Below are 1,424 nucleotides of genomic sequence, written 5' to 3' on the forward strand. Positions count from 1 at the left end.
TGTCAACGCCGACTTTATTTTGACCCACCATCGCCGGTTTAGAATTGACCCACCCGGCGATTTTTTGTTGGTTAGGTGGTAGAGGGGGAGCCGTAGGCTCCAGTCCTCATCTTCTCACGAAGTCGGTAACTATTCCCCCTAATATTGACGATGTGGGAATGGTGTAAGAGCCGATCCAGGATAGCCGTAGCAAGTATCGGATCGCCCATCAGTTCCCCCCATTCACCGAAACTCTTGTTGCTGGTCAACAGAATACTCCCTCTCTCGTATCTTGCACTTACTACCTGGAAAAAGAGGTTAGCTGCCAAACTGTCAAACGGTAAGTAACCAATTTCGTCAATAATCAGGAGCTTTGGTCGAATATAGATGCGTAGGCGTTTATCCAGCCTGTTTTCCGTGTAAGCTTTTCGCAGATCTTCGATGAGTTGCGAGAGACTGACAAAGTAAACGGATATCCCTTGCGAGATGGCTTCTACAGCCAACGCCACCGCCAGATGACTTTTTCCTACTCCGGGAGGCCCTAAGAACAAGACATTCTCGTGTCGGGTTACAAAAGTCATCGTGGCCAGCTCTCGAATCAACCGTTCGTCAATGCTGGGTTGGAAAGCAAAATCGAACTCCTCCAGCGTTTTTCGGTAAGGCAAGTGTGCGAGTTTGGTGCGTACCTCCATATTCCGTTTTTGACGTTCCGCTATCTCTGCATCTAGAAGCATGTTGAGAAAGGACAGATAGGTGGGCTGTCCATGACTTGCCGCTTCCAAATGGGCATCCAAGAGTAGAGCCGCTTGCTGAAGCCCAAGTTCCTCAAGACGTAGCCGTGCCTGTTCCAGTTCAATCATGCTCCCACCCCCGTCAGCTGCTCATAGACATCCAGCGAACGCACTTCCACTTGCTGCGATGAAATCTGTCGGGCTTGCGGACGTGGATAGGCATATCCTTGAGCAGTCGTAAGACCTGCATACTGGTTTTCACAAAAAACAGTTGCACGGGATCGATAGACCTTTTGGTGTCGAGCAATACATGTGCCGTCGGCCCAGATTTCCACCCACCCATTCACTTCTCGCACGGTACCCTCACGTCCACTGTACCTCCATGGAACCCCATATCGTACACCATCGTAGCTAACAAATCCGTCTCGGCTGACCTGTCTCGGTTCATGCAAGTATTTTTCCCATCGTTCAGCTGAAGGGATAGGCGACAGATTTTCCTCACGGAGTCGGTCGATGGGACGTTCGCCGGTTGTTCCATGAATACGGCGGTTAATCCGCTCGCACCAGTGTAGGGCTTGTTGATTGAGATCCTGTAAATCAACGAAGCGTTTGCCAGGAAGAAAGTTGTTTTTTACGTATTGAACGCCTCGTTCCACTTTTCCCTTTGTTTCGGGGCGTCGAACTTTGCATACTTTTGGAACAAGCCCAATCGCT

General features: G+C 50.0%; 2 protein-coding genes. Both read right to left on the minus strand.

Annotated features, from left to right (window positions below; translation table 11 throughout):
* Positions 1 to 71: 71 nt before the first annotated feature.
* Positions 72 to 839, minus strand: coding sequence for an IS21-like element helper ATPase IstB (gene istB, locus KDN35_RS19735; RefSeq protein ID WP_008409491.1), 768 nt, complete (start codon positions 837 to 839; stop codon positions 72 to 74).
* Positions 836 to 1,424: Mu transposase domain-containing protein (locus KDN35_RS19740; RefSeq protein ID WP_212133760.1), on the minus strand; the 589-nt coding region annotated here is incomplete at its 5' end. The genes KDN35_RS19740 and istB, both read right to left, overlap by 4 nt.

The sequence above is a fragment of the Brevibacillus sp. NL20B1 genome (genome assembly GCF_018195675.1).
In the GTDB taxonomy this organism is placed as follows: Bacteria; Bacillota; Bacilli; order Brevibacillales; family Brevibacillaceae; genus Brevibacillus; species Brevibacillus aydinogluensis.

Bases quoted from the DNA above. Each gene is read 5' to 3' on its own strand.
- istB (WP_008409491.1), bottom strand. From the start codon at position 839: ATGATTGAACTGGAACAGGCACGGCTACGTCTTGAGGAACTTGGGCTT.